Source organism: Arthrobacter sp. 10L430, assembly GCF_056395245.1.
This window is the reverse complement of the sequence record NZ_JBFTJD010000001.1, coordinates 62,263-85,582: the sequence shown is the minus strand read 5'-3', so window position 1 is coordinate 85,582 and position 23,320 is coordinate 62,263. Positions and strand designations below refer to the sequence as shown.

Sequence of the window (23,320 nt, the reverse complement as noted above, 5' to 3'; positions counted from 1 at the left end):
AGCGAAGGACACCCCCGTCAGCAGGCACCCTGTCCAAGGATGCGGCGGAGTTGTTCATCAAAGAACCTTTTCACTATGGGTGCAGCCGACGCCGGTGCGGTCACGGCGGGCCGGCTGCGAAGTGCACCGGCCGAAGCGGGTGCTGAGAAATTGGGGTGGAAGCAAAACAACGGCGGAGGCCCCAATCCAGGCAGCCCCCGCCGTCGTTTTAGTAGTTACTTGCCAGTGATGTTGTAGTAGAGCGGAACACCGTTCCACGCGTAGTCAACATTGGTGACCTGGTCGCTCCAGCCACCCTGGGAGACCTGGTACCACAGCGGGATGGCCGGAAGGTCCTGCAGGAGGATCTCCTGGGCCTTGTTCATCGCCGTGTTGCCCGCGCTGACCGAGGAGGCCTTCAGGCCGTCGGAGACGGCCTTGTCGAACGCCGGGTTTGCGTATTCGGCGTCGTTGGAGCCTGCACCGGTCTTGTAGATCGGGCCGAGGAAGTTGTACAGCGACGGGTAGTCCGCCTGCCAGCCGGCGCGGATGGAGCCGGTCAGCGTCTTGGCGGTGGCGTCGTTGCGGGCTTCCTTGAACGTCGCGTACGGCTTGCCTTCAACCTTGATGCCGAGGTTGTTCTTCAGCTGGTTGACGACTGCTTCAACCCAGGCCTTGTGGCCGCCCTTGTCGGCGTTGTAGGCAATGGTGAACGTCTTGTTGGCGTCCCACTTCTGGATGGCGTCGGCCTTGGCCCAGAGGTCCTTGGCCTTGGCCGCGTCGAACTTCAGGTTTTCCGAACCCGGGATGCTGTCGCTGTAGCCGTCCAGCACGGGAGCGGTGAAGTCCATGGCCGGCTTGCGCGCACCGTTGAAGATCACCTTGGTGATCTCGTCGCGGTTCATGGCCATGGAGATGGCCTGGCGGCGCAGCTTGCCCGCTTCGCCGCTCCACTCGGGCAGGTATTCCGGGATGGCGATCGTCTGGTTGCCGGCGTACGGCTTCTCGATGGTCCGCTCGCCCAGGTCGGATTTGAAGTTCTTGAGCGCGCTCGTGGGGATCGTCTGCAGCACGTCGAGGTTGTTGGACAGCAGGTCCTGGTACGCGGCGTCGTCGTTCTGGAAGATCTTGAAGGTCACGCCGGCGTTCTTGGCCTTGCGGGGACCGTTGTAGTCCGGATTCGGCACAAGCTGGATCTGCACGTTGTGCTGCCAGCCGCCGTCGGCCATCTTGTACGGGCCGTTGCCGACGGGCTTTTCGCCGTAGCCCTTCGGGTCCTTCAGTGCGGCGGACGGAACCGGCACGAATGCGGAGTAACCGAGGCGCAGCGGCCAGTCGGATTCCGGCTGCTTCAGCTCAACGGTGAACGTCTGGTCGTCAACGACCTTCAGGCCGGACATGGTGTCTACCTTGGAGCCCTCTGCGCTGGCTTCGTCGTAGCCCTTGATGCTTTCAAAAAACGCACCGCTGAGCTGCGCGTTCTTTGCGGCGGCGCCGAAGTTCCAGGAATCCACGAAGGTCTTGGCGGTGATGACCTCGCCGTTGGTGAACTTCTGGCCCTTCTTGATCTTGATCGTGTAGTGCTGGGCGTCTTTGCCCTCGATCGACTCGGCGAGTTCGTTGACCGACTTGCCGCTGGGGTCGTAGCTGACGAGACCTGCGAACATCATGTCGATGACCTTGCCGCCGCCAACTTCATTGGTGTCGGCCGGCATGAGCGGGCGCTGGGGTTCGGATCCATCGGCAAGAATGACCTTGCTCGAGTTTCCGGCTGCGTTGGAGCTGCCGGAGTTGGATCCGCCACCGCCGCATCCGGTCAGGGCAAGTGCGGCGATAGCCATCATGCCCAGTGCTTTGGAAGTGCGCGAAAAACGCATTCCGCCTCCTATGTGTTGTGGGAGAGATTCAGGGGATATCTTTTGCATCCCCGCAGTCCAGGCACAGACGTATCGTGTGACGTGGGCTACATGAGGAAGAAGCCTAACCGCAAGTAGTCCAAATAGTGGTACGCCGTTGCCAAACCGCGACCGGGTCCTATCGCTTTAGCGCAGAGACCGCAAGTCACAAGTTACCGTCGAGTACTATACTCCACAAAATGTGGCGCAGGTTACTCCGCCGCCGTGGCGAGCAGCTGCGCCCTCAGCTCGCGCCGTTCGCGCTGCCTTTCCGGATCCGGCAGCGGTACGGCCGCCAGCAGCCTCTGCGTGTAGGGCTCCTGGGGGTTCCTGAGGATCTGGTCGCGCGTCCCCTGCTCCACGATGCGGCCGCGCTGCATGACGCAGATCCTGTCCGCCAGGACGTCCACCACAGCAAGGTCATGCGTGACGAAGAGGCAGGCGAAGCCGAGCTCGCGCTGCAGGTTCTGGAAAAGCTCCAGGACCTTCGCCTGCACGGACACGTCCAGTGCCGACGTTGGCTCATCTGCCACCATGAGCTTGGGTTTCAGCGAGAGGGCGCGTGCAATACCCACGCGCTGTTTCTGCCCGCCGGAGAGCTCATGCGGATACCGGTTGCGGTAGTCGCGGGGAAGCTCAACCTGGTCCAGCAGCGCCTCGATGCGCTTCTGCAGGTCAGGACCCTTCGCCACCCCGGCGAGATACATAGGTTCGCCGATGCTTTCCCCGATGGGCAGGCGCGGGTTCAGGGACGAAGACGGATCCTGAAAGACCATCCCGATGTGGCGCCGCACCTGGTGCAGTTGCTTGCCGTTTTTCTTGGCCGCGGAAATATCCTGGCCCACCACGTGCATCTTGCCGGCGGCCACAGGCAGCAGCCCCACGGCTGCGCGCCCAATCGTGGTTTTTCCGGACCCCGACTCCCCGACGAGCCCCACGACCTGGCCGGGGTAGATGGTCAGGTTGGCACCCTCCACCGCCCGGAAGGCGGGCACGCGCCCCTGCTTGGGGTACTCGATGGCGACGTCCGTCAGTTCGAGGACCGGTTCGCCGGAGGGCCTGGCCGCCTCGGCAGCGGCCAGGGCCGCGGCATTCTCGCGCTCCCGGCGGGCCAGCTCCTCGCGGTCCACCGATTCGAGTTCGGCGTGCGTGGCGGCAGCCAGCGCGGCCGTCACGTCCACCTCCCCCTCTGAACCGGCGCCGCCCTGTCCGAGGTGGGGCACGGCGGCAAGCAGCGCCTGCGTGTAGGGGTGCTGAGGGTTGTGGAAGATCTGGTCGGCGGTGCCGGTCTCGACGATCAGCCCGCGGCGCATCACTGCGATCCGGTCGGCGAGGTCGGCCACGACGCCCATGTCGTGGGTGATTAGGACGATTGCACTATCGAGCTTGTTCCGCAGGTTCCTCATCAGGTCAAGGATTTCGGCCTGGACTGTCACGTCGAGGGCCGTCGTGGGTTCGTCCGCAATCAGCAGTTTGGGATCGCAGGAGAGCGACTGGGCGATCATGGCGCGTTGCCTTTGCCCACCTGAGAGCTGGTGGGGGTAGGACTTGAACGCCTTCTCGGGATCCGGGAGTTCCACGAGGTCCAGCATGCGCAGCGCGCGTTCCCGGGCCTCCCCGGGTGACACCTCGTTGTGCAGGCGCACAGTTTCGACAATTTGGGCACCCACCGTGTAGACCGGGTTCAGGGCGGTCATGGGCTCCTGGAAAATGACGGCCACGTCCTTGCCGCGGACACTGCGGATGTTGGAGGCGTCGCCGCCGAGCAGCTCCTTACCCGAGAGCCTGACACTGCCGGAGACCCGGCTGTTGCTGGGAAGCAGACCCAGCAACGCCATGGAGCTGGCACTCTTTCCCGAACCTGATTCACCGACGATCGCCAGGACCTCGCCGGCCCGGACTTCGTAGTTAAGTCCGACGGCGGCCGGAACCCACTTCTTGTCCACGCCGAAGTCGACGCTCAGGTCGCGCACCTCAAGGACGACAGCACCTATGTTGTCGGGGTCTGTGAGGGCGGGGCCGTGGCTGATGTAGTCAGACATGTTGGGGTTTTCCTTCCACCCGGGCCAGCGGAGCAGCTGAAATTAGTGCTGCGGCTCGGAATCCTGAATTATTGGGGGCATGAGCACTGCGCCGCACGCCGAAAATGCTGTGATCTTCAAAGCCCGCACCAACAAATGGTTCGCCGGGCTTGCCTGGCTTGTGGCCGGCGTCGGGCTCGTCGGCACTGCAGTGACGGGCGGGGCCGGGTCGATGCTCGGCACCGGCCCGCTGCTCCTTATCGCCTATCTTGGCTGGCTGTTGTTTTGGCGGCCGTCCGTGGTGGTCCACGACGCCGGCGTCCGGCTCGAGAACCCCTTCCGGTCCGTCATGGTGCCCTGGGCTGCCCTCGTCCATGTGGATACGAGGTACGCCCTGACCCTGGTCACACCGTCCAGAAGCTACGGTGCCTGGGCGGCGCCCGCTCCCGGCATCTGGGGCGGACGCAACGCCCGCCCGGAAGACCTCCACGGCCTGCCGGGGACCACCTACGGCCCCGGGAATTCCGTCCGGCCAGGCGACCTGAAAAGCACCGACTCCGGGCAGGCGGCACAGCTGGTCCGCACCCGCTGGCAGCAGCTGGTCGAATCCGGGGCCATTGACGCCGGAAACGCTGCGGCCACCCCGGTGTTGATAACCGTCCGCTGGCTGGAGGTGGGCGGCACCGTGCTGCTCCTTGCGTTCAGCATCTGGGGCGTTGCCCTGCTGTAGCCCTGGGCGCTGCGGTAGCACGTCAGGCTCCCCGGTGTTCGCCGGCCGCGTTCCCGCCTTCGGTTCCGCCGTCAATGGCCGTCACCGGCGTTTTCTCCGCTGCTGGAGAGCCGCCTGCGGCCCGCGCCTTCTTGGCATTGAACTTCTTCTGGCGCGGATCAAACGCGTCCCGCAGTCCGTCGCCGATGAAGTTGATGCTGAGGCAAATGAGGACGATGAAGAGGCCCGGGAACCAGAACAGCCACGGCCGGGTCGCAAAGGCTTCCTGGTTCTGCGAAATGAGCAGGCCGAGGGAGGTGTCAGGAGACTTGACGCCGACGCCCAGGTAGCTCAGTGCGGTCTCGGTCAGAATCGCCGCGGACATCGTCAGCGTGACGTTGACGATCAGCACTCCCACGGCGTTGGGCAGGATGTGCTTGAAGATGATCCTGGCGTTGCTCGCTCCCGATATCCGCGCGGCGTCAACAAATTCACGTTCCCGCAGGGAGAGGAATTCACCGCGCATGAGCCTTGCCAGCCCCACCCAGCTGATCAGCCCGAGGAAAATGCCGAGTGCCAGGACGCCGTTGGAGCTGGCGAAGGTGGCAAACCAGCTGCCCTCATCCCGCCGGCCCGCGAACTGGGCCATGACCGCCGCGAGGAGCAGTGCAGGGACGATGATGATGACGTCCGTGAGGCGCATGAGGATGGCTTCCATCCAGCCCCTGAAGTAGCCGGACAGGGCGCCGACGACCACGCCGATGAGCCCGGCAATAAGACCGATGACCAGCATGATGGTGATGGACTGCTGGGCCCCGCGCATTGTCATGGCGAACAGGTCGCGGCCGATCCGGTCTTGTCCGAAAGGATGTTCACCCCAGGCCAGAGGCCAAAGCGAAGCTGTTGGCGCACCGTCGTTGACCAGCGGCGAAACGTCCTCGTGGCCGTAGCGCCACCATCCGGGGATCCCTGCATACCCCACGGCGGTGAAGGCCATGATGAAAATGATGGCAAAGACGATGAGGCCCACGATCGCCCCGGAATGGCCGAGGAACCGCTTGCGGACGATCTGTCCCTGGCTTAGTCCTTTGGCCTCGATAACGGGCTCGATGCCGGCAGCCGCCTGCTGTTTCAGGCTGGCCTGCTCGGCCACGATTTCGTCCTGCTGACTCGGCTGGCTCATGCTTTTACCCTTACTCGTGGATCCAGTGCGGAGTAGGCAAGGTCCGCGATGAGGTTGAACACCATGGCCGTGATGGCGACGCAGATAAAGACGCCCATGACCGGGTTGGGGTCAACGTGCAGAATGCCATCGAGGAACAGGAAGCCCATGCCGCGGACGGAGAACACCGTCTCCGTGATCACGGCACCGCCGATGAGCCCGCCAATGTCGAAGGCAACGATCGTGGCGACCGGGATGAGGGCGTTCCGGAACGCGTGGCGCATCACCACGGTCCGTTCAGAAACGCCTTTGGCCCGGGCCGTTCGAATGTAGTCCATGTTCATGATTTCGAGCATGGAGGCTCGGGTGAACCTGGTGTAGCCGGCCAGCGAGATGAGGATGAGCGCCGTGGTGGGCAGGATCAGGTGGGTGAATGAATCGAGCCCAAGTATCCAGAAGTCCCCCTCGATGTTCGGGGTGCCGGCACCGATGGTGGCGATGGGGCGTCCCCGCACCCTCCCGTTGTTGAAGTACGCCGGCCACGCCTGCATGAACCGGTCCAGCAGGACGAGAAATCCCAGGAGGACGGACGTAATGGCTGCGGCGCGCATGGATTGGCCGCGGTCATAGCCGCCCACCAAGTAGCCGATCGCCATGCCGACAAGAACGGTGGCGATGGCCAGCAGCACGATCATGAGGAAGGTCGCCTGATTGAGCAGCGGCTGGATGAGGAAGTACGCAACCACGCCCACGCCGACGGCGATGAGTGCGGACTGCAACGCCTTCCGGTTCCTGAGCCCTGCCGTCAACAGGGTCACCGCAAAGGCGAGTCCGACGCCGGCGATGGCGATGACGACAGGCCCGAGCCCTGGAGTCTTAAACCATTGGGTGACCGAGAAGTAGATGAGCACTGCCGTCACGACGGCGAATACGATCCCGCCCGTCAATACCCGCCGCTTCGTGTCCCCACCTGCAACCACCATGGCCACCAGGCCGAACACCACGCCGATGCCTATGGCCAGCGGAAGCGGTATCTGCGGATTCCTGAGGAAGTCGTTGAAGCCGATGGCGCCGAATTCCTTTAGCAGTACGGCGACCCAGAAAATGGGGAGGGAAAAGAACAGGAAGGCCATGAAAGTCACGCCGTAGTCCAACGTGCTGTACTGCCGCAATGCCGTGATGATGCCGAGCGTAATGCCCACGAGGATCGCCAGGACGGCGGCGCCGGTAACCAGCGTGAGTGTCTGCACGAGGGCATGCCCCAACGCATCGGTTATGGGCTGTCCAGCGATGTTCTTGCCGAGATCGCAGGAGCCGGCGAACGGCACGAGGCACTTGGCTGCGCCGCCGAGCCATTTGAAGTACCGCAGCGGAGCCGGGGTGTCCAGATCGAGGAGTGCGGACCTTGAATCCATCAGCTGCTGTTTATTGGGCTGGCTGCTGGCCCGGAACTCTGCAAGCGGATCGCCGGACGCCGCGGTCAGCAGATACACCAGGAAGGATGCGCCCAGAAGAATGAGTGCCGCGGTGACTAGCCGCCGGACGATGTAGGTCACCATTTTGATAGAACCTCAGTATTCGGGCCCAGGGATTGCCCGGACCGGTCGCAGGTTTGGCCGTGCCCGCCTGTTGTGTTTCGGCAGCGGCACAGGCGGGAGATGTCGCTGCAAGGCGCCGGGACCATGGTGCTTGATCCCGGCGCCTCAGCTACCTTGTTGCGGTTGTGGTCATCGGCTTACTTTTCGGCCCACTCCCAGAAGTTCCACCAGACGCCCGTCTGGTTCGGCATGAACTTCACTCCGGTGATGCGGTCGCTGTAGGCGTCCACTCCAACGGACTGGAACAGCGGAAGGCCGTAGGCAGAGGCCCAGATCTTCTTGTCGACCTGCTTGATGAGGTCGTCCTGCTTGCCCCGGTCGGTCGTCACGATGAGTTCATCCATCAGCTTGTCGGCCTCGGGATCGCTGAACTTGTTGAAGTTGGAACCGTTGCCCGTCCGGAAGATCTGCGGCACGCCGGAGACTCCAACGCCAGGGTTGATCCAACCGAAGATCGTGGCGTCGTAACCGCCCTTGCCCAGCGCCTTACCCCAGTCGGAGGCGCCAAGGCCGCCGTCGACGATCTTGAAGCCCGCCTTGGTTGCCGACTCGCGGATCAGGGAGAAGGCATCCACACGGTTCGGGTTGTCCTTGTTGTACATGATCCGGATTTCCGGAGTCTTGCCGGCGAGCAGCTTCTTGGCTCCGTCAACGTCAGCGTCCTGGTACGCCGAGGCCCCGTTTTCCTTCACGGAGTCTGCGTAGGCAGGCTGGGCCGGAACAAAGAGCTGCGAATCCAGCGGCTTCGCTTCCGGATCAAGCTTCTTTACGATCTTGTCGACGATGTCCTTGCGGGGAACCGTCTTCATGAATGCTTCGCGGACGTTCTTGTCTGCCAGCGGTCCTGAGAAGTTAAGGTCGATGTGGTCGTAGGAGAGCTGGTTGCCCTGCTCTACGGTCACGCCCTGGCTCTCAAGTGCCTTCAGCTGGTCAAGCGTGTCTGCGGAGGCCTGCGGGGCGATGATGTCCGCCTCGCCATTTTTCAGTGCCTGGACCTGGGCAGGAGAGGAACCGATGTAGCGGACGGTGATTTCATCGAGCTTGGCTTCGGGGCCCCAGTTGTAGTCCTTGTTCTTGACCATGGTCAGGGACTGGTCCTGGTTGACGCTCTTGACGATGAAGGGACCGTTGGACAGGAACAGGCTCGGATCACTCGGCAGGGTCTTGGAGTCGAATCCGGTGTTCCAGAGATCAGACATTGCCTTCAGCTTGGCGTCGGCAGGCTTCGGGGCCTTGGAGTCGCCGCGCGGCATGCCCTTGAGGAGGTCAATGAACGCCTGGGTGTCCGCCAGGCCGGCTTTCTTCGCCAGCACGTGCGCAGGGATGTCAATCCCGGGTCCGCCAAGTGCGATTTCCCAGTCAGCGAACGGCTTGGAGTACTTGATGGTCATCGAGTGGTTGTTGTCGCCGATTTCCGGGAAGTCCGTGAGGGCGAGGCCGGTGGGGTCACCGGCGTAGGAGAAGTACGACGTTCCGGCCTTCCCATCGGCGTCGGCGTCGTTGTAATAGCCGGAGAAGGCAGCCCATTGGAGGAGGAGATCCGCTGCCGTGACGGGCGTGCCGTCCGACCATTTGACGCCTTCGTTGATGGTGTACTTGACGGTCAAGGGATCATCGGAGGTCTTTTCCATCTTGCCGAACTTTTCATTGCGGACAACGTTGAGCTTGTTGTCGATGTAGTAAAAGCCCGAGTGGGTGGCGTAGCTGACCTTCGAGTTGATGTCAGTGTTGCCGTCGGCCGTATTGGGGTTGAACGTATTGAACGCATTCACCTCGACCACAGTGGCGGTGCCGCCCTGTTTGCCGGCCGCGTTGCTTGACGGGGTTGTCCCGGTGTTGGTGCTGGCGCAGGCGCTGAGCGCCAGCGCCGCAGCCGCGGCAACGCCTACTGCTTTGGAAATACGACCAAATCGCATTCCGCCTCCTATGTCTCTTTAGTGTGGAAAGGACCGCCGCTGTAGACGCCGGCCAGACCGCCACATCCCCCCAGTGAGCATGTGGCATGTCTCACATGGGAAGTAGCCTAGACCCGAAGGCGGGGCCTGCGGACCGAAAGTTGTCCCTCAGTAAAGGTTGTTATCGAGATGCAACCTAGGCGGAAACTGGAGGTGGCATTCTGCAAGAAACGCTTGACTGCATCGGTGCGGGTGGGTATGCGCGCCAATCACAGCAAAAGCCCCGATCCTAGGGATCAGGGCTCCTACTTGTTAATTCTCAATCACTGAAGAGTGCGTACCGCAACCTCAGACGTTGAAGCGGAACTCGACGACGTCGCCGTCGGCCATGACGTATTCCTTGCCTTCGATGCGGACCTTGCCGCGGGACTTCGCCTCGGCCATGGAACCGGCATCGATGAGGTCCCCGAAGGAAACAACTTCGGCCTTGATGAACCCGCGCTGGAAGTCCGAGTGGATGACGCCGGCCGCCTGCGGCGCGGTGTCGCCCTGGTGGATGGTCCACGCGCGGGTTTCCTTCGGGCCTGCCGTCAGGTACGTCTGCAGCCCGAGGGTGTGGAAGCCCACCCGGGCAAGTTGGTCCAGGCCGGATTCATCCTGCCCGTTCATTTCCAGCATTTCACGCGCTTCCTCCTCATCCAGCTCCACGAGGTCGGACTCGAGCTTGGCGTCGAGGAAGATGCAGTCTGCAGGCGCGACCATGGCGCGGAGCTCTTCCTGCTTCTCGGGGCTGCCCAGGATTCCTTCGTCCGCGTTGAAGACGTAGATGAAAGGCTTGGCCGTCAGGAGGCTGAGTTCCTTGAGGTGCTCCATCTCAAGCTTGTCGCTCTTGACCGAGGAGAAGATGGTGTCGCCGCGTTCCAGCACCACCTGGGCCGCCTTGATGGCGGCCAGCTCCGCGGCCTCGCGCTTCTTGATCTTGACTTCTTTTTCGATCCTGGGGACGGCCTTTTCGATCGTCTGGAGGTCAGCCAGGATCAGCTCGGTGTTGATGGTCTCCATGTCGGAGCGCGGGTCCACCTTGCCGTCGACGTGGATAACGTCGGGGTCGTCGAACACGCGGACGACCTGGGCGATCGCCTCGGCCTCCCGGATGTTGGCGAGGAACTGGTTACCCAGGCCCTCGCCTTCGGACGCACCTTTGACGATGCCGGCGATGTCAACAAAAGACACTGCGGCCGGCAGCAAACGCTGGGACCCGAAAATCTCCGCGAGCTGCTGAAGCCGGGGGTCGGGCAGGTTCACGACGCCGACATTCGGTTCGATGGTGGCGAACGGATAGTTCGCCGCAAGCACCTGATTACGGGTCAGGGCGTTGAAAAGAGTTGATTTGCCGACGTTGGGCAGTCCGACGATGCCAATAGTAAGAGCCACGGACATTGATTCTACCCGTTACGGCGGCGCCGGCGGCTACCGGCGCCTCGCTGCCGGACGCGCGGGCCCGCGGCAGACACAGTTCAATTGGGGCCTGCGGCCGTGGCGCCGTTGCCTTCGGCAAAAATGTCGCACCTGCATGCCACAGTGAATGCATGGATTCTTTTTCAGTCATTCTGGCCCTCCTGATGCTGGTGCTCGGCGCCTTGGCGGGGGCAGCCCTCGCCTACACGGTCTTGCGCCGCCGGAGCGCCGCGCTTGAAGCGGATTTCGACGGCGTTTCGGCGCGGCTTTCGGAGGTCAGCGCCCATTACGCTGCTGCCGACGCCGAGCGGAAGCTGCTGGCCGTCCAGAACAGGGAGCTGGGCGAATCCCGGCAGCAGGACGGCAGCGTGCTGCGGGCTTTGGCGCCGGTTGCCGAAAAACTGACGGCCGTCCAGCAACAGGTCTCCCTGCTGGAACGGGACAGGCTTGAGCAATATGGGCAGCTGGCACAGCAGCTGCAGGAAGCCAGGCTCTCGGACGAACAGCTGATGAGGTCCACGCACGCACTCGAATCCGCGCTGCGTTCCAACAGCGCGCGCGGCCAGTGGGGCGAGGTGCAGTTGCGCCGGGTGGTTGAAGCCGCCGGGATGCTTCGCCACGTCGATTTCCACGAGCAACTCCACAGCCAGGGTTCTGACTCGTCGGTCCGTCCGGACCTGGTGGTTCAGCTTCCCGGCGACAAGCAGCTAGTGGTGGACGCCAAGGTGCCGCTGTCCGCGTACCTCGAGGCACAGGATCTTGGCCAGCCGGACAGGGGCAAGGCTGTGCTGACCCAGTCAACCCAGCAGGCACTCCTGACAGCCCATGCCAAGGCTCTCAAGACCCATGTGGATGCCCTCAGCAACAAGAAGTACTGGGACATATCGGGCAACTCCCCTGAACTCGTCATTTGCTTCCTGCCGGCGGAGTCAATCCTCGCCGCCGCGCTGTCCGCTGATCCCGGGCTTTTGGACCACGCCCTTTCCAAGAACGTGGTCCTTGCTTCGCCCGGCACGCTCCTGGCCGTACTCAAGTCCGTGGCGTTCACGTGGCGGCAGGACGTCCTGACGGACAGTGCCCGCGAACTGTTCGAACTCGCCCGGCAGCTCTACGAGCGGATGGGGACGCTCGGCGACAACGTCAGCAAGCTGGGGTCTTCGCTGAAATCGTCGGTCGACCGTTACAACTCAATGGTGGGCACCCTTGAAGCGCGGGTCCTCCCCACGGCGCGGAAACTGAATGCCCTTGACGCGGCCGGGCTTGTGACGCCTCCGGCGGTCCAGGTCACACCCCGCTCCGTTTCCGCTCCCGAACTGCAGGCCACCGACCAGACCGGCCGGGAACTCGAGGAGGCGTCTGAAGACGCCGCGTAGGCAGCCGCGACGTCCGGGAGCCGCCGGGCCGACCGCACTTCCGGACTCGGCCCCGTCGGGAAGGTGAGTTAGCGCGAGCGCCTGCGGGAAGGTGAGCTAGCGCGAGCGCCTGCCGCCGAGGGCACGGGAGACGTCGCCGGCTTCCTTGAGGGTTGCGCGGAGCTCCTTGGGCAGGGAGAACAGCAGATCCTCCTCTGCGGTGACTACCTCCTCGACAGCGCCGTAGCCGTAGTCGGCCAGGAGGCGGAGGACGTCCTTTACCAGCACCTCCGGCACGGATGCACCGGACGTGACTCCAACGGTGGCGACACCTTCAAACCAGGCCTCATCCACCTCGTTCGCGAAATCCACGCGGTAGGAAGCCTTGGCACCGTACTCCAGGGCGACCTCAACCAGCCGCACCGAGTTGGAAGAGTTCGCCGATCCGACGACGATTACCAGATCCGCCTGGGGCGCAATCTTCTTGATGGCCACCTGGCGGTTTGTGGTGGCGTAGCAGATGTCATCACTGGGCGGGTCCTGGAGGGTCGGGAACCGATCCTTGAGCAGCCTGACGGTTTCCATGGTTTCGTCAACGCTCAGCGTGGTCTGGGAAAGCCAGATCACCTTTTCCGGGTCCCGGACGGTCACCTTGTCCACTTCGTGCGGGCCGTTGATGATCTGGATGTGCTCCGGGGCTTCGCCGGCGGTTCCTTCGACTTCCTCGTGGCCGTCGTGGCCAATGAGGAGGATGTCGAAGTCGTCTTTCGCGAAGCGGACCGCTTCCTTGTGGACCTTGGTCACCAGGGGGCACGTGGCGTCGATGGTGCGGAGACCGCGGTCCTCAGCAGACTGGACCACGGCCGGGGACACGCCGTGGGCTGAGAAGATCACCAGGGCGCCCTCGGGCACCTCATCGGTTTCATCGACGAAAATGGCGCCCTGTTCTTCAAGGGAACTGACCACGTGCACGTTGTGGACGATTTGCTTGCGGACGTATACAGGGGGCCCGTAGTGTTCCAGAGCCTTCTCAACGGCGATCACCGCGCGGTCCACACCGGCGCAGTATCCGCGCGGGGCCGCCAGCAGAACCCTCTTGGTGCCGGTAACCGGAGCGGCTGCCAGAATTTCCTCCGGCGGACGCCGCCGGCGCGGGACGGTTGGCATCGAAAGGGAGACTGCTGAGGAGGTCATTTCTCCATGCTACCGGGTGCGGGACTTCGCCCCGGGTGCGCCGCCGCTACTGTAAATCGGCCGCTCCGGTAAATCGGCCCGTCCGGCGATTCAGCCGGTCCGTCATGCCGGGGGTGATCACGGCGAGAGGTGCTCAGCCCTTGCGGGCGCGGCCGCCGATGATCCCGGCCACGAGTCCTGCTGCCAGAAGCGCGGCTCCGGTGATCGCGGCAGCAAGGATCCAGGACCCGAAACCAGCCGTCGACGCTGCCACGAACTCCTTCTTGAACAGGTCCGCCACTTCGTTTCCGCTTGCAGTGCCCACGACGGCGTCCGAGGCCCAGCTTGACCCCAGGTTCCACAGCCCGGCAAGCGCAAGCGCTCCGATACCGATTCCTGCCAGCACTTTCCAGCGGCGCCGGGCAACAAGGAGGGCCAGAAGGAACGCGATTCCTGCCCCGATGGCCAGACTGTAACCGACCGGGGCGTACACGGCGACCCGTTCGATAAGCTGCCGCTGGTTGGACTGGCCGATGTTTACGAGGGTTTGGGCCGGCGCCTCCAGCGGAACCCCCGCCTTGGCCGACACCTGTTTCGTCACCAGGGCCACGAGTGGCGCCACATCCAGGGTGACGGAAGTCGCGGAGTCGGCGTCGGGCGGAAGGGTGGCTGGGGCTGCAAAGTTGAGGCGGTGGCTCTTTCGCAGCGTCTCTTCCCAGGCTGCAGGGTATCCCGGCAGTCCCGTGAGCGACGCGGCAGCCGATTCCAGCACCGGCCGGACGAGCTCGGACAGGGGTCCGGGGATGCTTCCCGCCGTGTCGATACTCGCCACGGCTGCAGTTGCAAGGCGCTTCTGAAACGTCGGATCCTTACCCAAGGGGGCGGCCAGTGCCGCAAATCCGTCCTCCTGCACGATATTTCGGTCCACCCAGATGGCCGGGACAGCAATCGCTGACAGCAGCAGGCCAAGGATGACGGCCAAGGCCGAAACAAAAGAGCGCAAGGGGGTTCCTAGCTGGTCGGGGTTCCTGGCTGGCAGTCGGGACACTGCCATCCTAGGGGCGCCGCCGCATGTTCAAAAAATGTCGGCAACCGGTGATAAAGCTATGGATAGAGTTGGTTAACCCACCGCGAAGGCAAAGGACCGCCACATGCATCAGGCAATCACGGCTACCCAGGCAGCGCATGGCTGAAAATGCCACCGTGCCGGCCGGGGGTCCCACAACGGTGCCCGCCACCGCCGCCGATACCAGCCCGGACAACCCGTGGCCGCTGCAGTTGCTGTCCCAGAAACTCAAGACGCACATTGAACGGGCACCGGCCGCGTGGGTGGAGGGACAGGTCATCGAGCTGAATCGCCGCGGCAGCAGCGCATTCCTGACGCTCCGGGACGTGGATGCCGAGATTTCCCTTCCGGCTTCCATCTGGTCCAAGGTCCTCGACCGCCAGGAGACCCCGCTCGAACGCGGAAGCAGGGTGGTAGCCCTCCTCAAGGCCGAGTTCTGGCTGAAGACCGGCCGCCTGAACATGTCCGTCAAAGACATCCGCCCGGTGGGCCTGGGCGACCTCCTCGCCCGGATCGAACGGCTGCGCCATGCCCTCGCTGCCGAAGGTCTCTTTGCCGAGTCCCGGAAGAAGCGGCTGCCGCTCCTCCCCCACCGCATCGGCCTGATCACCGGCCGGGACTCGGACGCCAAGAAGGATGTCCTCCGCAACGCGGCCCTGCGCTGGCCCGCCGTCGAGTTTGAGGTCCGCGAAGTCGCCGTCCAGGGAAATACAGCGGTTGCACAGATTATTGGTGCCCTGAGGGAACTCGACTCCCGCCCCGACGTCGACGTCATCGTCATTGCGCGCGGAGGTGGCGCACTGGAGGACCTCCTGCCCTTCAGCAATGAGGAACTGATCCGTGCCGTCGCCGGCGTCCTGACACCTGTCGTGAGCGCTATCGGGCACGAGGCGGACCGTCCCATTCTGGACGACGTCGCCGACCTGCGCGCGTCCACCCCGACGGACGCCGCCAAGCGGATAGTTCCGGAGGTCTCTGAAGAGCTCGCCCGGGTGCGCCAGGCCGAGGCCCAACTGCACCGCTCGGTGACGCAGCTCGTAGCCAGGGAGTCCGACCGCCTCGCCGCGCTGAGGTCCCGCCCCGTCCTTGCCGCGCCCGAAGGCATGGTCTCCGCGCGCGCGGACGACGTGGAACGGCTTGGCCGCCGATCGACTGCAGCCATCAGCGCCGCCGTCACAAGGGCCGCCGACCAGCTTGTGCATCTTCAGGCCCAGGTCCGCGCCCTGTCACCCCAGCAGACCCTGGACCGCGGATACGCCGTGGTCCAGCTCGCCGGAGGCAAGGCGCCGGGCACGGAAGGGGCCGTCGTTCGCCATCCGGCCCAGGTTCCGTCCGGGACAGAGCTCTCCGTCCGTGTCGCGGGCGGGCGGTTCGGTGCCACCTCCACTGGAGGGCACCAGGCGTCAGGTGCCTGACCCAGCGAACCCGGCCCCATCCTCCGAATTAATCCCGCCCGCGAAACCAGCCAGACCAACCCGACAGGTGAAACCGACATGACAGACCGCTCCGACCAGACCGGCTCCAGCAGCGCGGCAGCGACAGCGCTGCCGGCAGAGATAGAGGCCCTCAGCTACGAGGAAGCCCGCGAACAACTGGTGGGCGTCGTGTCCAAACTTGAAGCAGGCGGCACAAGCCTTGAAGATTCACTAGCCCTCTGGGAGCGCGGTGAGGCCTTGGCCCGGCGCTGTGAAGAATGGCTGGAGGGCGCGCGGAAGAGGCTGGCTGCCGCCCGCAAGGACGGCTAGAACGGCAAGGACGGCTAGGACTTCTCGAGGAGGCGGCGCTCGGCGTCGACGTCGAAGTCGGCCTTGGGCCACTCCAGCTTGAGGGCCATGAGCGCCTCGAGCAGCAGCTGCTGCACCGCGATGCGCGCATACCATTTCTTGTTCGCCGGAACGACGTACCAAGGGGCGCCGTCCGTCGACGTGGCATCGAACGCAGCCTGGTAAGCGGCCATGTAGTCATCCCAGAAGGCGCGCTCCTTCAGATCCCCGGTGCTGTATTTCCAGTGCTTCGCCGGTTTGTCCAGCCGTGCCAGCAGCCGCTTCTTCTGCTCGTCACTGCTGATGTTCAGCATGACCTTGATGACCGCGGTACCCACTGCCGTCTGCCTGGCTTCGAATTCGTTGATGGAGGCGTACCGCCGCTGGAGTTCTTTCGGGTCGGCCCAGCCGTGGACACGGTGGATGAGGACATCCTCGTAGTGCGAACGGTCGAAGACGCCCATCGTGCCCGCGGCGGGCACCACCTTTTCAATCCGCCAGAGAAAGTCGTATGCCTTCTCCTCCTCGGTGGGCGCCTTGAACGACTTGAACCTGACCCCTTGGGGATCCATCGCGCCCAGGACGTGCTTCACGATTCCGCCCTTACCAGCGGTGTCCATTCCCTGCAGGATCAGCAGGACCCGTTTGGAGCCGCCAAACTTGGCCTCAGCGAACAGCTTCTCCTGCAGCTCGGCCAGCTTGGCGTCAAGATCGGCGAGCAGCTCCTCGCCGTCGGCTTTCTTCCCGGTGTAGCCAGGCGTCGCATTGGGGTCCACATCCTCAAGCTTGAATCCCTTGTCAACTCTCAAAGTCCCGGAGGGGAACTTCCCGAATTCCACGACGCCGGCCATGGTGACCTCTTTCTGCAGTTGTACGTGGGAACAGGCTAGTTCCCTTGGTACCTGCTGAGGAAGTCTCCCATGCGGCCGATTGCTTCCTCGATGTCCTTGACGTTCGGCAGGGTCACCATCCTGAAGTGGTCAGGCCGCACCCAGTTGAAGGCCCTGCCGTGGGATACCAGGATTTTCTGCTCCCTGAGGAGGTCCAGGACGAACTTTTCGTCATCTCGGATGCGGTAAACATCGGGGTCCAGCCTGGGGAACAGGTACAGCGCTCCCCTGGCCTGTTGAGTGCTCACGCCGGGAATGGCGTTCAGCATGTCATAGGCCTTGTTCCGCTGCTCCAGCAGGCGGCCGCCGGGAAGGATGAGGTCGTTGATGCTCTGATAGCCGCCCAGCGCGGTCTGGATGGCATGCTGTGCCGGTACATTGGCGCACAGCCTCATATTGGCGAGCAGATTGATGCCTTCGAGGTAATCCGAGGCGTCCTTCTTCGGTCCCGAGATGGCCATCCACCCTGCCCGGTAGCCGCACACACGGTAAGCCTTGGACAATCCGCTGAAGGTCAGGCACAGCACGTCGTCGCCGGTCAGGCTGGCCAGGTTCACGTGAACGGCATCCTCGTACAGGATCTTCTCGTAGATTTCGTCCGCGAAGAGGACCAGACCGTGCTTCTCAGCCAGGGCCACAATCTTCTTGAGGGTCTCCTCCGGGTACACGGCACCGGTGGGGTTGTTCGGGTTGATCACCACGATGCCCTTGGTGCGCGGCGTGATCTTGGACTCGAGGTCCTCCAGGTCCGGCTGCCAGCCCGATTCCTCATCGCACAGGTAGTGCACGGGCCGCCCGCTCGCCAGGGCCACCGAGGCAGTCCACAGCGGGTAATCCGGGGTGGGGATGAGGACCTCGTCGCCGTCGTCAAGGAGCGCCATAAGCGACATGGTGATGAGCTCGCTCACGCCGTTGCCGAGGTAGATGTCGTCCACGTGGATGTTCTGGATGCCCCGGGTCTGGTAGTACTGCGAGACTGCTGTACGAGCCGAGAAGATGCCCCGCGAGTCGCTGTAGCCCTGGGCATGTGGCAGGTGGCGGATCATGTCCACCAGGATCGCGTCCGGCGCTTCAAAACCGAAAGGTGCCGGGTTTCCGATGTTCAGTTTGAGGATCCGGTGACCCTCCGCCTCCATCTGCTGGGCGGCCTGAAGAATCGGTCCACGGATGTCGTAAAGGACATTATGAAGCTTGGTGGACTGCTTGAATTCTGCCATCCATCAAATATGCCATATGCGGGATGTACTTCCGGGGAGACTTGGCTCACACGGAACGGACGGACCATCGCGTCCGCTGGGGTCCGTTAAACCCCGACGGCGGCTGCCGGTACCCCCAGGAGGGTCCGGCAGCCGCCGTCGTCGTTAGCTCAAGTGCTGTACCGCTGTTTCAGCGCAGGACAGCAGAGGGTTTACTTGACGATGCCCTTGTCCTTGAGCCAGGCGGCTGCGGCGTCCTTGGCGTTTTGCTTCTGGCTGCCGCTCACTGCCCGGTTGAGGTTGATAAGGTCCTCCGTGGTCAGAGTCTTTGAGACACTGTTCAGCGCTTCCTTTGCCTTGTCTGTCATCTTGGCCTCGTTGTAGAGCGGCAGCACCTGCTGGGCCTTGAAGTTGCTCTTGGGGTCTTCCAGGACCACGAGGTCGTTGTCGGCGATGGACGGTGTGGTGGTGAAGATGTCGGCCACCTGGACCTCATCATTCAGGAGGGCCTTCAGGGTCAGGTTTCCGCCGCCGTCGCTGAAGGGCTTCAAAGCCTTGAGCTCGCAGCCATAGTTCGTCTTCAGGCCCGGGAATCCATAGGACCGGGTTTCGAAGGTGGCCGGAGCTGCCATGGTGAGGTCCTTGCAGACCTTGGCGAGGTCTTCAATGGACTTCAGCTGGTACTTTTCCGCGGTGGCCTTGGTGACCACCATGGCGTCCTTGTCCTCAGCCTTGGAAGGTTCCAGGACTGCGACGCCCTTGGGAAGCTTGTCCGGCAACGCCTTGAAGATGTCGTCCGCCGAAACTTCGGGCGCCTCGGTGTTTACAAAGGACAGCAGGTTGCCGGAGTAGTCCGGAACAACGTCAACGGACCCGTCCTGGACAGCCTTGAAGTAGATCTCCCGGGAGCCGATGTTCGGTTTTGTGGTTGCTGTGACACCGGCAGCGTTCAAGGCGCCGGCGTAGATCTCGGCGATGATCTGGCTCTCGGGGAAGTCTGCGGAACCGACCACCAGGGAACCGCCGGCGGCCGCACTGCCCGCGCTGGTGGTCGGTGAGGACAGCGGATTACCGCTGCTGCACGCGGAGAGGGCAAGGGCAATACCGACACCAGCGGCCAGGCCGCCCAGGCCACGGCGGGTGATGGTCGTGTGGACGGGGTGATTCATTGGGAGCCTCCTTGAACAGCGGCCGCCGCGGGTGCGGCAGCCGTGAGATCGGTGACGGCCTTGCGGCCGCCCTTGGAACGGGTGGAAAGTCCGGGTGACACCAGCAGCCGCTGGGCTGCTGCCAGGATAAGGTCGACGGCGATTGCCAGGCCTGCGATCAGCAGTGAGCCCGCCAGCATCCGCGGAAAGTCCTGAAGGACGAGCCCGTCGAACAGGTAGCGTCCGAGGCCGCCGAGCGGAAGGTAGGCCACCACGGAGACAGTGGCGATGACCTGGAGCACGGCGGTGCGGATGCCGCCGAACATCACCTGCAGTCCGTTGGGAAGCTCCACGCTGAACAGGATCTGCAGTTCCTTCATGCCCATGGCGCGTGCGGCGTCCACTACCGTGGTGTCCACGCTCGAGATGCCGGCGTAGGTGCCTGCCAGCAGCGGCGGGACGGTGAGGATCACCAGCGCCCATACCGGCGGCATGAGCCCGCTTCCGGCGATCAGGGCGAACAGCACCAGGAGTCCCAGCGTCGGCAAGGCGCGCAGGGCACCTGCCACGGCCACGGCTGCCACCCGGCCCCTCCCGGTGTGCCCGATGTACAGCCCCACGGGAAGGGCGATGGCCGCGGCGATGACCAGCACAAGGCCGCTGTACTGCAGGTGCTCCAGCAGCCGCACGGGGATTCCGGAGCTTCCGGACCAGTGCTTAGGATCCGCGAGCCAGGCGAAGGTGTCGGTAAAGATGTTGCTCACGATCCGGCCCCCGCATGGACGTGCGTCTCGGCGATGAACTCAGCACCCGTTTTCGCATCGGAGCGCGGCGAGGCGGCCGACGCCCGGGTCCACGGTGTGAGCAACCTTTCCAGCACAACCAGGATCGCGTCCATGAGCAGCGCCAGCAGCAGGATGGCAACGATCCCCACCACCACTTCGGTGACAAAGTTGCGCTGCAGTCCGTCGGTAAACAGCATTCCCAGGTTTCCCACCCCGAGCAGCGCCGCCACGCTGACGAGCGAAATATTGCTGACCGAGACCACGCGGAGACCTGCAAAAAGGACAGGCAGGGACAGCGGCAGGTCGATCTGCAGGAAGCGCGCGCCAGGCTTGTAGCCCATGGCCACAGCCGCCTGGCGGAGGTCGTCATCCACCGAATCGAAGGCATCCATCGCGGCCCGCACCAGGAGCGCCACCGCATAAATGGTCAGGGCGACTACGACGTTCGCAGGGTCCAGGATCCGGGTCCCCAGCAGCGGCGGCAGGATGATGAACAGCGCCAGTGAGGGGATGGTATAGAGCAGCGAACTGATGGTGTTCACGAGCGACCTGAGCGCGGTGTGGCGGCGTGAAAGCTGCGCCAGCGGAATGGAAATCAGCAGGCCAAGGAGCATCGGAACCAGGGCCAGGACCAGGTGCTGCCCCGCCCGTTCAAAGACCATGCCGTTGTTGGCCAGGAACCAGTCCATCAGAGTGCGGCCTGCCGGACCTGGCGGGCAGACTCGATGACGGCCAGCACTTCGGCAGCCTTGACCACGCCCGCGACCCGTCCGTCACCGTCCACCGCGACTCCCAGCCCTGACGGGGAGGAGAGTGCCGAGTCCAGAGCCCGCCGTAGCGTCTCGCCGGACCGGAACAGCGAACCGCCGGGGATGAGCTCCGCGTCACGGTCCGGGCTTTCCCAACCCAGCGGCCGCGACTCCTGGTCCACCACCAGGCGCCAGCCGTCAGAAGAATCCGCCTGCGGGGCTGAGCTGTTGCCGCCCCTGGTGACAGTCGGCACAGGATGGATGGTCACGCCGTCGGCCGCGGTGAAGGCCAGGTGCCGGAACCCGCGGTCGCGGCCCACGAAGGAAGCAACAAACTCGTTGGCGGGGGCCCGCAGGATCTCCTCCGGCGTCGCGTATTGCGCCAGTTTCCCGCCGACGGCGAAGACCGCCACCTTGTCCCCCAGGACTGTCGCCTCGTCGATGTCATGGGTGACAAAGACAATCGTCTTCGCCAGATCTCGCTGCAGCCGCAGCAGCTCGTGCTGGAGCTCGTCCCGCACCACGGGATCCACCGCGCTGAAGGGCTCGTCCATGAGCAGAACCGGCGGGTCGGCGGCGAGCGCGCGGGCCACGCCGACGCGCTGCTGCTGGCCGCCGGAGAGCTGGGACGGATACCGCTTCCCGAGCATCGACGCCAGCCCGACGACGTCGAGCAGTTCCTCCGCCCGTTTGCGGGCGTCGGCTTTGGACACGCCGTTCAGGCGCGGCACGGTAGCGATGTTGTCCAGGACCGACCGGTGCGGCATGAGCCCGGAGGACTGCATGACGTACCCCATGGACCGCCGCAGTTCTGCCGCAGGAACGGACGTGACGTCTTTGCCGTCCACGGTGATGGTTCCGGAGGTGGGCTCAACCATCCGGTTGATCATGCGCAGGGATGTCGTCTTGCCGCAGCCTGATGGTCCGACGAACACCGTGATGGAGCCTTTGTCGATGGACATGCTCAACTGGTCCACTGCCGGCTGTCCGCTCTGGTACCTCTTGGTGACGCTCTCGAACTCAATCATGGCTTCGGCCATTCCCTGGCTTACCTAACTGTTGGCGGCAACTTTGGACGGTGAAGCGAGCTGATCATATGCCCGCCGATTTTTAGGTGTAAAGCACGTCTTGACAAAGCGTAACCAGTGCCCGCAGCAATGTAACTGCCGACGCGGATACCGTAACCATTCGGAGACAACGCGGATTGGGATGGGTCAGCGTTTCCTGGGCCGGTCACCTGCGCGCTGGGTTCTGGCCGCCACGGCGACCTTCTGGTGCCATTCACGCTGATACGCCCTCCGTGCCGCGGCGTCGTGGCGCCGGTTCAGGGCCGCCAGTTCACGCTGCAGCTTCAGGTAACTCGCCCACCTCCTGGAGTCGAGTGAGCCGTCATCAAGCGCCGCGCGGACTGCGCAGTCAGGCTCCCGGTCGTGGGCACAGTCGGAAAAGCGGCACTGCCTAAAGAGTTCCGCCAGGTCACCGAACATCTCGCCCATGCCGTCATCGGCATCAAAGAGGCCAAAGCCGCGGACGCCGGGCGTGTCCATGAGCACTGCACCGCCGGGCAGCGGCACCAGCTCCCGCGACGTGGTGGTGTGCCTTCCCTTCCCGTCCGCGGCGCGCACGTCCCCGGTGGACTGGACCTCGTGGCCGGCGAGCGCGTTGATGAGCGTGGACTTTCCGGCCCCGGACGGCCCGAGCAGCACGAGCGTCCCACCCGGCGGCACATGGGCCAGCAGCTCGTCCAGGCCGTCGCCCTGCTCCGCGGAGGTGGTCACCACGTCCACTCCGGCGGCCTGCAGGATCACCTTTCCGACGACGTCATCCGCCAGGTCGGACAGATCGGCCTTCGTGATGATCACCAGGGGCACGGCACCGGAATCCCAGGCGGCCACAAGGGTCCGCTCCAGCCTATTGTGGGTCAGCGGCCGGTCCACCGGGACCACCACGCCAACCACGTCAATGTTGGCGCCGAGAACCTGCGCGTCGGAGGACGCTTCGAATGCCCGCTTGCGGCTCAGCTCGGACGTGCGCGGAAGCACGGCCGCGACACCGGGTCCACCGGCATGGATGGGCCCGAGCCAGACCCAGTCGCCGGTGGCCGGCACCGGTCCGGCAGACGGGTAGGGCACGCTCATCTGACCGTCTGCCGTTGCGACGAGAAGACGGTTGCGGTCCACCCGCACAACCCGGCCTGGCGTCTGTCCGCCGCCTGCCGGGTGGGCCCTGAAGCGCACGGCGGCACTCTCTGTAAAGCCAAACTGCACTGGTCCCCTCAGCTTTTCGGTGCCGGCAATAGGGGTTGCCGCTTCGCCGCGGCTCGGGGTCGGATCGGAATTGTGGCTTGAACTGGAACTAAGGCTTGAACTGGAACTGAGGGTTGATTGCTGCATTGCGGCCGCTGAAGGGCCGGAAGAAATTTTCACTGTGAACCTCAGGGTGGGCTCCTGGCACCGCATCGGCCGTCTTGTGCGTTCCGTT

General features: G+C 64.0%; 19 protein-coding genes. 4 read left to right on the top strand and 15 right to left on the bottom strand.

From position 1 onward, the window contains the following. Positions 1-215: 215 nt before the first annotated feature. Both AC1DDG_RS00375 and AC1DDG_RS00370 read right to left on the bottom strand, forming a co-directional pair. A complete protein-coding gene (locus AC1DDG_RS00375; RefSeq protein ID WP_476874565.1) occupies positions 216-1,856 on the bottom strand; it encodes a peptide ABC transporter substrate-binding protein in 1,641 nt (546 codons plus the stop codon). Positions 1,857-2,086: 230 nt separating this feature from the next. After that, the gene (locus tag AC1DDG_RS00370) at positions 2,087-3,916 is read right to left on the bottom strand and encodes an ABC transporter ATP-binding protein (RefSeq protein ID WP_476874564.1); all 1,830 of its coding nucleotides are present in this window, start codon (positions 3,914-3,916) and stop codon (positions 2,087-2,089) included. A 79-nt stretch (positions 3,917-3,995) separates the two neighbouring features. Between AC1DDG_RS00370 and AC1DDG_RS00365 the strand changes: the two genes are divergently transcribed. Then, entirely contained in the window at positions 3,996-4,625 is a 630-nt protein-coding gene (locus AC1DDG_RS00365; protein ID WP_230118673.1) for a PH domain-containing protein, read from the top strand. Positions 4,626-4,647: 22 nt separating this feature from the next. Here AC1DDG_RS00365 and AC1DDG_RS00360 read toward each other — a convergent pair whose 3' ends face one another. The 4 genes from AC1DDG_RS00360 to ychF form a co-directional block, all read right to left on the bottom strand. Further along, a complete protein-coding gene (locus AC1DDG_RS00360; RefSeq protein WP_476874563.1) occupies positions 4,648-5,787 on the bottom strand; it encodes an ABC transporter permease in 1,140 nt (379 codons plus the stop codon). Further along, positions 5,784-7,325 (bottom strand): ABC transporter permease, encoded by a 1,542-nt coding sequence (locus AC1DDG_RS00355; RefSeq protein WP_476874562.1) that lies wholly within the window; start codon positions 7,323-7,325, stop codon positions 5,784-5,786. Before AC1DDG_RS00355 ends, AC1DDG_RS00360 begins: the two co-directional genes overlap by 4 nt. Positions 7,326-7,501: 176 nt before the next feature. Further along, on the bottom strand, positions 7,502-9,280 hold the full coding sequence (locus tag AC1DDG_RS00350) for an ABC transporter family substrate-binding protein (RefSeq protein ID WP_230118670.1): 1,779 nt from the start codon (positions 9,278-9,280) through the stop codon (positions 7,502-7,504). Positions 9,281-9,607: 327 nt separating this feature from the next. Then, the gene (ychF, locus tag AC1DDG_RS00345) at positions 9,608-10,693 is read right to left on the bottom strand and encodes a redox-regulated ATPase YchF (protein ID WP_230118669.1); all 1,086 of its coding nucleotides are present in this window, start codon (positions 10,691-10,693) and stop codon (positions 9,608-9,610) included. Between the two features lie 155 nt (positions 10,694-10,848). On the opposite strand from ychF, the gene AC1DDG_RS00340 reads away from it, so the two are divergent. Next, positions 10,849-12,090 carry a DNA recombination protein RmuC gene (locus AC1DDG_RS00340; protein ID WP_476874561.1) on the top strand — a complete coding sequence of 414 codons (1,242 nt, stop codon included), beginning with the start codon at positions 10,849-10,851 and terminating at the stop codon, positions 12,088-12,090. Between the two features lie 96 nt (positions 12,091-12,186). On the opposite strand, the gene AC1DDG_RS00335 is transcribed toward AC1DDG_RS00340, so the two are convergent. Together AC1DDG_RS00335 and AC1DDG_RS00330 are read right to left on the bottom strand one after the other, a co-directional pair. Further along, positions 12,187-13,263 (bottom strand): 4-hydroxy-3-methylbut-2-enyl diphosphate reductase, encoded by a 1,077-nt coding sequence (locus tag AC1DDG_RS00335; RefSeq protein ID WP_476874560.1) that lies wholly within the window; start codon positions 13,261-13,263, stop codon positions 12,187-12,189. A 133-nt stretch (positions 13,264-13,396) separates the two neighbouring features. Further along, a complete protein-coding gene (locus AC1DDG_RS00330; RefSeq protein ID WP_476874559.1) occupies positions 13,397-14,245 on the bottom strand; it encodes a hypothetical protein in 849 nt (282 codons plus the stop codon). A 182-nt stretch (positions 14,246-14,427) separates the two neighbouring features. Here AC1DDG_RS00330 and xseA point away from each other — a divergent pair, with 182 nt between their 5' ends. After that, positions 14,428-15,723, top strand: coding sequence for an exodeoxyribonuclease VII large subunit (gene xseA / locus AC1DDG_RS00325; RefSeq protein ID WP_476874558.1), 1,296 nt, complete (start codon positions 14,428-14,430; stop codon positions 15,721-15,723). Between the two features lie 78 nt (positions 15,724-15,801). Further along, a complete protein-coding gene (locus tag AC1DDG_RS00320) occupies positions 15,802-16,053 on the top strand; it encodes an exodeoxyribonuclease VII small subunit (protein ID WP_230118664.1) in 252 nt (83 codons plus the stop codon). A 14-nt stretch (positions 16,054-16,067) separates the two neighbouring features. Here AC1DDG_RS00320 and AC1DDG_RS00315 read toward each other — a convergent pair whose 3' ends face one another. The 7 genes from AC1DDG_RS00315 to rsgA form a co-directional block, all read right to left on the bottom strand. Further along, entirely contained in the window at positions 16,068-16,922 is an 855-nt protein-coding gene (locus AC1DDG_RS00315) for a polyphosphate kinase 2 family protein (RefSeq protein ID WP_476874557.1), read from the bottom strand. Between the two features lie 35 nt (positions 16,923-16,957). Further along, the gene (locus AC1DDG_RS00310; RefSeq protein ID WP_476874556.1) at positions 16,958-18,178 is read right to left on the bottom strand and encodes a pyridoxal phosphate-dependent aminotransferase; all 1,221 of its coding nucleotides are present in this window, start codon (positions 18,176-18,178) and stop codon (positions 16,958-16,960) included. A 191-nt stretch (positions 18,179-18,369) separates the two neighbouring features. Continuing rightward, the gene (locus AC1DDG_RS00305) at positions 18,370-19,326 is read right to left on the bottom strand and encodes an ABC transporter substrate-binding protein (RefSeq protein ID WP_476874555.1); all 957 of its coding nucleotides are present in this window, start codon (positions 19,324-19,326) and stop codon (positions 18,370-18,372) included. Continuing rightward, positions 19,323-20,069 (bottom strand): ABC transporter permease, encoded by a 747-nt coding sequence (locus AC1DDG_RS00300; protein WP_476874554.1) that lies wholly within the window; start codon positions 20,067-20,069, stop codon positions 19,323-19,325. The genes AC1DDG_RS00305 and AC1DDG_RS00300 overlap by 4 nt, the downstream gene beginning before the upstream one ends. Further along, positions 20,066-20,779, bottom strand: a complete 714-nt coding sequence (locus AC1DDG_RS00295) for an ABC transporter permease (protein WP_476874553.1) — start codon at positions 20,777-20,779, stop codon at positions 20,066-20,068. The genes AC1DDG_RS00300 and AC1DDG_RS00295 overlap by 4 nt, the downstream gene beginning before the upstream one ends. Beyond that, complete coding sequence (locus AC1DDG_RS00290; protein WP_476874552.1) at positions 20,779-21,879, bottom strand: ABC transporter ATP-binding protein; 1,101 nt, start codon at positions 21,877-21,879, stop codon at positions 20,779-20,781. The genes AC1DDG_RS00295 and AC1DDG_RS00290 overlap by 1 nt, the downstream gene beginning before the upstream one ends. Positions 21,880-22,053: 174 nt before the next feature. Continuing rightward, complete coding sequence (gene rsgA, locus AC1DDG_RS00285; protein ID WP_476874551.1) at positions 22,054-23,232, bottom strand: ribosome small subunit-dependent GTPase A; 1,179 nt, start codon at positions 23,230-23,232, stop codon at positions 22,054-22,056. Positions 23,233-23,320 lie beyond the last annotated feature (88 nt).